Here is a 7,402-nt window from a genome sequence, read left to right on the forward strand (position 1 = left end):
AGGCGCATTTTTCTGTTTACGTTAACCGAAATAGCGATGATACAGGTTTTTAGCCTGGAGAACGTCATTTACCCCATGAACCAGCACTCTTCCATCTTTAAAGACGACCAACCTCTTCTCGCCGATCGAAAACGAAAGCAAATAAGGATTGCTCTCTACTTTGATTCCATGAGACACCAGGACTTTTTCCAGATAGGCAAAATCAATATTCTGAAGGGCTGAAGGCCTTATTTGCACGGTATCCCTGCCACATAACAGCGCTGCCTTTGTCTGATTTTCATAAGATAGAAAGGGGTATGCTCTGCTGCTCCCACACGATGAACACTCAGGATTTTTTAGAGAAGATACGTTAATAGAGCTATAATGATTTTTCCAAATATCAAAAGAGACAAGTGTCCCCCGTAATGATTCGAAGTCTTCCGTTAATATTTTTAATGCTTCTGCAGACTGGTGAGAGACAACCATTTGAATGGCAGGCTGAATAACACCCACCGTATCGCAGGTGATTCCCCCTAATGGCAGTTTGTCCATCAAGCATTGCAGACAAGGTGAACCCCCCGGCAAAATAGTATAGCTCAATCCGTAGCTTCCGACACAGCCTCCATAGATCCATGGAATCCTGTGCTTTTGAGCTATATCATTGATTAAAAAGCGAATATCAAAATTGTCTGTTGAGTCAATGATTAAATCTGCACCCACAACCAGCTCTTCTAATTCCTGTACCCCAACATCCATAATGCGGGGGATGATTTGCACCTCTGAATTAATGGCTTTCAATCGGTTAGCAGCGGCGATGACTTTTGGTGTTTTTTGCTCAGCATCTTCTTCACAATAAAGCTGCTGGCGCTGCAGATTGCTCCATTCCACATAATCGCGATCGGCGATTGTTAGCTTGCCGACGCCTGCCCTTGCGAGCGTTTCTGCGTTTGCAGCACCTAATGCACCAGCGCCCACAATTAAAACATGTTTTTCTCCAAGCTTTTTCTGGCCTTCTTTGCCGATTGGAGGGAATAAGATCTGGCGGGAGTATCGCACATTCAACTAAAAACCATTCCTTCCGCCGGGCTGCTTGCTGTTGCGTAACGTTTTTTTGGCATCCTGCCGGCCTCGTAGCCTAACCGCCCTGCTTCAATGGCCAGTTTCATTGCTTTTGCCATTTTGACCGGATCTTTGGCAGAGGAAACAGCTGTATTTAATAGGACTCCATCCGCACCCAGCTCCATGGCCAATGCCGCATCTGCCGGGCTCCCAATCCCGGCGTCCACAAGAATCGGTACTGTAGCCTGTTCAATAATAAATTGTAGATTAACAGGATTGATAATTCCCTGACCTGAACCAATTGGCGAAGCACATGGCATGACCGCGTGGCAGCCCAGTTCTTCCAGCTTCCTTGCAAGGACTACATCATCAGAGGTATACGGAAGGACGATAAAGCCTTCGTTTAATAGGATTTCTGCTGCTTTAAGTGTTTCAACCGGATCAGGGAGAAGTGTCTTGGTGCAGCCGATTACCTCAACCTTGATCATATCGCAAAGCCCTGAAGCCTTGGATAGCCTGGCAATCCGGACAGCTTCCTCGGCTGTACTTGCTCCCGCAGTATTGGGCAGCAATTTATATTTCTTTAAATCCAGCTTTTCCAAAAAGTTGGGCTGGTTCGCTTCGAAAATGTTCATGCGGCGTACAGCAAACGTAAGCACCTCTGTATCAGAAGCTTCTACCGCTTCCTTTTGAATATCAAAGTTTGGAAATTTCCCTGTTCCCAGCAGCAGCCTTGAGTTAAATTCATAGGGTCCAATTTTCAGCATATTATCCGCCTCCTACAAAGTGTACGATTTCAATTCGATCTCCATCCGTTAAAACGGTTTCAGCATGCATCGATTTATCTAAAATAGTTTGATTTAATTCAACAATGACTACCTTTTGCTCCAGCTCGAAATGGTTGAGCAAAAGAGAAACACGTTTAACTGTATCCGGAAGATGAATACTCTCCCCATTAATGATAACTTTCATGTAAGCACCCCTTTTTTACATATGGACTAAAGATTCAAGGCGGGACAGCTCGAATGGGTTTGATGTCTCCGTTTTTCCTTCGAGGATGTCTGCCATGAGCTCTCCTGTTGCCGGAGCAAGGAGGATCCCATTCCTGAAATGACCAGCCGCAATATATAATCCCCTGTAGGCAGGATGTTCTCCTAAAAAAGGCTGGCCATCAGCCGATTGCGGGCGGATTCCTGTCCAGGCGCGCTCCCATTCCGCATTTGCTATATCCGGAACGAGGTTTTTCGCCTTTTCCATCAGCGAAGATATCCCTTCAAGAGTCACCTTCTCATCAAATGAATTTACCTTAACGGTCGCTCCTACTACTAATCTCCCTGATTGCTTAGGAACGATATAGCATCCATGTGAAAAAATAGTCCCTTTTATAAGCGGTCTCTGGGCAGCGACCGAGAAGCATTCTCCTTTAACCGGAATAATCGGCAGTGACAAGCCTGTTTTTTCAAGAAGCATCCTGCTCCAGGCTCCGGTGGCGACTATAACGGATTCTGCCAGGAATTCTCCCAGGTCGGTTATGACCCCATGGACTTTTTCATCTTTTAAAATAAACTCTGATACACTTGTATACTCATAGATTTCAGCGCCGAGGACCGTTGAAGCTTTTGCAAAGGCAAGTGACAATTCATAGGCTTGAACCTGGCCATCATTTGGTATATATATGGCACCCCGCAATTTGTCAGACACGGATGGCTCCCGTTTGATCAGTTCATCAATCGAAAGCCAATCAGCCTGCTCACCCGCTTTTCGCTGGCTTTCTATTAGTCTTTTTAATTCCAGCTCTTGATCTTCATCAGCCGCCACTTTATACATGCCCTTATTTTCATAGCCAATATGTACATGTGATAGCTCTTCCAGTTCAGGGACAAGTCTCGGAAACATGCCTCGGCTTTTACATGCCAATTGAAACAGCGGGCCATCTTCTGTCAGCTCGGTTTGTGCACCTAAAATTCCTGCTGCAGCTCCGGAAGCCTTGCCGGCGATTTTTCCCCTTTCCAAAATTGCCACTTTATATCCTCTTTTAGCTAGCTGAAAAGCAATGGAGCTTCCGTTAATGCCTCCCCCCACAATTACAGCGTCATACACTTTTCTCATTCACTGCCCCTCCTCGTTTAATTTCTTTGAAAATAGCTTTGCTGCCTCAACAGGATCCTTTGCCTGTAAAATCCCCGACATTACAGCAATGCCATCTGCTCCCGCCTCCAAAACTTCAGGAACGTTCTCATGTTTAATGCCGCCAATAGCCAATACTGGGATATCATTTCTCCTTTTAACAGCCTCCAATGCCCCAATTCCTCTTGGCGGAACTCCCTTCTTAGAATCTGTTTCAAAAATGTGGCCAAACAGAACATAATCTGCTCCTTGTTTTGTTGCCTCTTCGGCTTCTTCAAGAGAATGTACGGAACAGCCGATTGGCATATCAGGAAAATGCCTTCTTACAACGTGGACTGGCAGACTGTGAAAAGCAAGCTGCACACCCGTTTTAAACGCCCAGGCAACATCCACCCGATCATTTATAACGATTTTATGAATAGGGATTCCCTCTTTAAGAAGCAGCTTTACTCCTGTAAATAGCTCCCTTGAAGTTCGATGTTTTTCCCGCAAGTGGAATCTATCGGTAAAGGGTTCCAGGTCACTTGCTATTTCAGCAAAAGCCTCTAGAGATAGCTTTCCATCCGATATAACATGAAGCTGTTTCCTCATGGCCAACTCCCTACCTTTATTAAATTTTAGGCTCTGTTAACCTTTGGTGTTGATTTCCACTACAGGCACTCGCTTTCCGCGGGCGGTCCGGGAGCCTCCTCGGCGCTTTGCGCCTGTGGGGTCTCCCTTTGATCCGCACTCCCGCAGGAGTCTCGCGCCTTCCGTTCCAATCAACACGTGCTAATATTAAAAATGGACTTTAACAGAGCCAGATTATAAAACTTAAAACCGCCTCCAAATAGGAAGCGGCTGTATGGGGCTATAAATTTCCCGATACTCCACTTCCCTACGCTTGAATTATCCCGATCAGGTTCTAAGGGTCTAAAAGCTTTTGCTTTAATCTCACCCTTGAAGCAGCACCCCAGCGGACATAATTTCTATTAAACTATAATAAGACTACTGATAAATACGACCCCCGGCTTGCTGGAATTCATCCGCTTTTTCTTCCAAGCCTTTCTTTATCGCTTCCTCCGTGCCAAGCCTTTGCTCCTTAGCATAATTGCGAATATCCTGAGAAATTCTCATGCTGCAAAATTTGGGCCCGCACATGGAACAAAAGTGTGCTGTTTTTGCCCCTTCAGCCGGCAACGTCTCATCATGGTATTCCAAAGCACGTTCAGGATCCAGTGATAGATTGAATTGATCCCTCCATCGGAATTCAAACCGGGCTTTTGACAGGGCATCATCTCTTTTTTGTGCGCCTGGGTGGCCCTTTGCCAAATCCGCGGCATGTGCAGCTATTTTATAAGTAATGACACCCTCGCGGACATCATCCCGATTTGGCAAACCCAAATGTTCTTTAGGGGTAACATAGCAAAGCATTGCGGTTCCAAACCAGCCTATCATGGCAGCCCCGATTGCAGAGGTAATATGATCATATCCGGGAGCGATATCAGTCGTAAGGGGGCCGAGTGTGTAGAATGGCGCTTCCTTGCAGATTTCCAATTGTTTATCCATATTCTCTTTAATTAAGTGCATGGGAACATGGCCTGGTCCCTCTACCATAACCTGCACATCGTGTTCCCAGGCAATTTGGGTCAGTTCCCCAAGTGTCTCGAGCTCTGCAAATTGAGCCTCGTCGTTGGCATCTGCAATCGATCCCGGCCGCAATCCATCCCCCAGGGAGAAGGCCACATCATAGGATTTCATAATTTCGCAGATTTCTTCAAAATGAGTATATAAAAAGTTTTCTTTATGATGATGCAAACACCACTGGGCCATAATGGATCCGCCCCTCGATACAATTCCGGTTAACCGTTTTGCTGTTAACGGAACATACCGAAGAAGAACACCTGCATGAATGGTAAAGTAGTCAACCCCTTGCTCCGCTTGTTCAATTAAGGTGTCACGATAAACCTCCCACGTAAGATCCTCGGCGATGCCGTTAACCTTTTCGAGGGCTTGATAGATTGGAACGGTGCCGACTGGGACTGCAGAGTTTCTGATTATCCATTCACGTGTGGTATGAATATTTTTACCTGTGGATAGATCCATGATCGTATCTGCTCCCCAGCGTGTAGCCCAGGTCATTTTTTCTACCTCTTCTTCAATAGAGGATGAAACGGCAGAGTTTCCAATGTTCGCATTAATTTTAACGTGGAAATTTCTCCCTATAATCATTGGCTCTGTTTCTGGGTGATTGATATTAGCAGGAATGATTGCCCGGCCCCTGGCTACTTCAGAACGGACAAATTCCGGGTCCATGTTTTCTCTAATGGCTATAAACTCCATCTCAGGAGTGATGATTCCGTTTTTGGCATAGTGAAGCTGGGTGACATTTTCTCCTTTTTTCGCACGCAATGGCTTGCGGGCTAATCCTGTAAAAACTTTATGATTGGCACGCGGATCGTTCTCTTTTTGATACCCATTATCCTCAGGCTTAATTTTCCGCCCATCATACTCTTCAACATCCCCGCGCTCATGAATCCAACCATTTCGCAGGGCAGGAAGCCCTTTTTTAAGATCTGCCAAATATTTAGGATCCGTATAAGGGCCGCTCGTATCATATACGCGAACCGGATGATTGATTTCTTCTCCAAAAGTTCCGCTCGTGGGACTTAGTTCAATCTCACGCATAGGAACCTTCATATCAGGTCTGGATCCTCCCACATAGATTTTTTTGCTGCCTGTAAAGCCCGACATAATGGAAATATGTTCTTGATTTAATGAACTTGCAGTCATTCGAATCTCTCCCTTATAAAAATGTAAGGACGAGATCTAGAGCCAAGGAAGTGCCAGATATGTAAAAAAGCCGGTCCACATGAATATGGACCGGCTTAACCGTAGATGTTTTGTACAAAAAAACTTTGCACTCACTAACTTCCCCACGCTGGTATGATCCAGATCAGGTCCAAAGAGTCAAGAAACTTAACGTGTTTCTTTCTCAGCCCAAACTATTGGGCACCCCTAGTTATTGCTATTAAAATTCAACTTCAGTATACATAAAGCAGGAAATAAATAAAAGGTTTTTTTTAAAACTCCTCCAATATACACAAAAATTCCATGCTTTCCCGTTCCAGCAGGAGCAGTCGCAAATCCCGTTATCCAGGGCCTTTATACTAGTGTAAATCCTTTTGTCTATCACAAGGGAAGCCTGTCCAAACCGGCAACAGGCATTTTATTTCTTGCTTTCCCTAATTCGGCTCCACATGAACATGAACATCATACACCCCATAATCATTCTTCATCACTCTCTCCACATGTGTCGCAATATCATGGGCTTCCTTAATATCCAGCGCGGAATTAACAAGAATGACCACATCTATGACTTCATTGTTTCCGTAGCTTCTGCCTTTAATATCTTTGATCCCTTTAACCCCATCTATTTTTACAATGACCTCATGATAGTGTTTGATTTTATTTTCATCAAAGCCATCTGAAAGATCATGCGAAGCCTGCCTAAAGATATCCCAGGCTGTTTTGCATATTAAAAGCCCGACAATAATGGCCGTCACGGGATCAAGCCAGGGCATATTCAGTTGTGATCCAAATATCCCAATGGCGGCCCCAAAACTTACCCAAGCATCAGAGATATTATCCTTTGCCGCTGCCATTACAGCTTTGCTGTTAATTTTAAGGGCTAATTTTTTGTTGTAACGATAAACAAAGTACATGGCCAGGCCGGAAAATACGCCGGTATAAGCGGCCATGATGTCAGGAGACTCCTGCACCCCTTCAAACATGGAGGAGACAGCATTCATCAGCACTTGCAGCCCCACCGCTGCCATGATAAAGGAGGCAACCATCGATGCTATTGTTTCACTTTTCCAGTGGCCATACCCGTGATTTTTATCAGGCGGCCTCTGTGATATTCTCAAGCCGATGAGGACAGCAACAGATGCTATGATATCGGTTGTATTGTTAAGGCCATCTGCTTTCAATGCAGCAGAGCCACTCATATAACCAATTACTAGCTTTAGGACAGAAAGGCATATGTAAGCAGCAATACTAATGATGGCAGCCCGTTCTCCCAGTTTTAAATTCTTATACTTTTCCTCTTCCATACTCTTGCCCCCTATATAGCACTTGACTATATTACCAACTAGAATGCAGGTGGGTCTAGAGCAATCTTTTTGTATATTTTTAAATATGTGAGCAGGGTACAAGTAAGTTGCAGCCGGGAAAATCAATCGAGTAGGAGGGGGTG

The 7,402-nt window shown here is 44.9% G+C and carries 7 protein-coding genes and 1 riboswitch; all 7 genes read right to left on the reverse strand.

Going from position 1 to position 7,402, the window contains the following annotated elements; genetic code table 11:
• Positions 1 to 21: 21 nt before the first annotated feature.
• The 7 genes from J7I93_RS16000 to J7I93_RS16030 all read right to left on the reverse strand — a co-directional run bounded on the left by J7I93_RS16000 (position 22) and on the right by J7I93_RS16030 (position 7,259).
• A complete protein-coding gene (locus J7I93_RS16000; RefSeq protein WP_214726858.1) occupies positions 22 to 1,041 on the reverse strand; it encodes a MoeB/ThiF family adenylyltransferase in 1,020 nt (339 codons plus the stop codon).
• On the reverse strand, positions 1,038 to 1,805 hold the full coding sequence (locus tag J7I93_RS16005; RefSeq protein ID WP_214726859.1) for a thiazole synthase: 768 nt from the start codon (positions 1,803 to 1,805) through the stop codon (positions 1,038 to 1,040). Before J7I93_RS16005 ends, J7I93_RS16000 begins: the two co-directional genes overlap by 4 nt.
• 1 nt (position 1,806) lies before the next feature.
• Positions 1,807 to 2,010 carry a sulfur carrier protein ThiS gene (thiS, locus tag J7I93_RS16010; protein ID WP_214726860.1) on the reverse strand — a complete coding sequence of 68 codons (204 nt, stop codon included), beginning with the start codon at positions 2,008 to 2,010 and terminating at the stop codon, positions 1,807 to 1,809.
• Positions 2,011 to 2,025: 15 nt separating this feature from the next.
• Positions 2,026 to 3,147: a glycine oxidase ThiO gene (gene thiO / locus J7I93_RS16015; protein WP_214726861.1), complete on the reverse strand. Its 1,122-nt coding sequence runs from the start codon at positions 3,145 to 3,147 to the stop codon at positions 2,026 to 2,028.
• Positions 3,148 to 3,756 carry a thiazole tautomerase TenI gene (gene tenI / locus J7I93_RS16020; RefSeq protein ID WP_214726862.1) on the reverse strand — a complete coding sequence of 203 codons (609 nt, stop codon included), beginning with the start codon at positions 3,754 to 3,756 and terminating at the stop codon, positions 3,148 to 3,150.
• A 396-nt stretch (positions 3,757 to 4,152) separates the two neighbouring features.
• Positions 4,153 to 5,937 (reverse strand): phosphomethylpyrimidine synthase ThiC, encoded by a 1,785-nt coding sequence (thiC, locus tag J7I93_RS16025; RefSeq protein ID WP_214726863.1) that lies wholly within the window; start codon positions 5,935 to 5,937, stop codon positions 4,153 to 4,155.
• A 123-nt stretch (positions 5,938 to 6,060) separates the two neighbouring features.
• Positions 6,061 to 6,174, reverse strand: a riboswitch (TPP riboswitch).
• Between the two features lie 215 nt (positions 6,175 to 6,389).
• A complete protein-coding gene (locus tag J7I93_RS16030) occupies positions 6,390 to 7,259 on the reverse strand; it encodes a cation diffusion facilitator family transporter (protein ID WP_214726864.1) in 870 nt (289 codons plus the stop codon).
• Between the last annotated feature and the right edge of the window lie 143 nt (positions 7,260 to 7,402).

The organism is Bacillus sp. ISL-47 (assembly GCF_018613175.1).
GTDB lineage: Bacteria > Bacillota > Bacilli > Bacillales > Cytobacillaceae > Cytobacillus.